Genomic DNA, 641 nt, shown 5'->3' on the forward strand with positions numbered 1-641 from the left:
TTACCACCCGTGTGCGTCAGATCATCGATCCCCGCAGACGCCGACGTCATCACCGCCTCGGTCCGCAGCGGATTGATCTCCGACACCGACCCCACAAACGTCGTCTTCCCCACACCGAACCCACCCGCGATCACAATCTTCGCGGACGTGGTGGACCGGGCGGGCGCAGGGCGCCCCGCATCGCTAGAGCTTGCGAAGTCCACTGAGCACCCTTTCGAGCAGTGTCACATCTGGCTGGCCACCCGGATCACCCTCATGACCCGGCTGGTGAATCGCGACAAGCCGCCTCGATCGCCAACTGGTACCGCGGCCGGGTCCGACCACCGGTCATCGCGTAGGGACGGACCAAGGGCTGGTCGCCCTCGTCGTCGAACGAGCCGTAATGATGCGACGCACCGTACGAGCCCTGGGAAGGGGGCGGGGTGATCATGGCTCCTCCGGGCATAGGGCATGAGAGCGGTGAGGCGGTCAATGGTGCTCATGTGGGGGGAGCTTGTGATCAGTTAAGCAAACTTCCTTGCAGTTCTGCACGTAGATCGGGCGTCAGAACGGTACCGGCACGATCGACCAGCAACGCCATCTCGTACCCCACCAGACCGATGTCCGCTTCCGGATGCGCCAGCACCGCCAACGACGAACCG

At 64.1% G+C, this 641-nt stretch carries 3 pseudogenes; all 3 read right to left on the reverse strand.

What is annotated here, in order from left to right:
* Positions 1-203: pseudogene (locus tag IF27_RS29635) on the reverse strand (ATP/GTP-binding protein); the annotation flags it as partial.
* Positions 184-427: pseudogene (locus IF27_RS30690) on the reverse strand (DUF742 domain-containing protein). The pseudogenes IF27_RS29635 and IF27_RS30690, both read right to left, overlap by 20 nt.
* A gap of 72 nt (positions 428-499) precedes the next feature.
* Positions 500-641, reverse strand: a pseudogene (locus IF27_RS30695) (roadblock/LC7 domain-containing protein); the annotation flags it as partial.

It is taken from the genome of Streptomyces avicenniae (assembly GCF_000719135.1).
Classification (GTDB): Bacteria; Actinomycetota; Actinomycetes; order Streptomycetales; family Streptomycetaceae; genus Streptomyces; species Streptomyces avicenniae.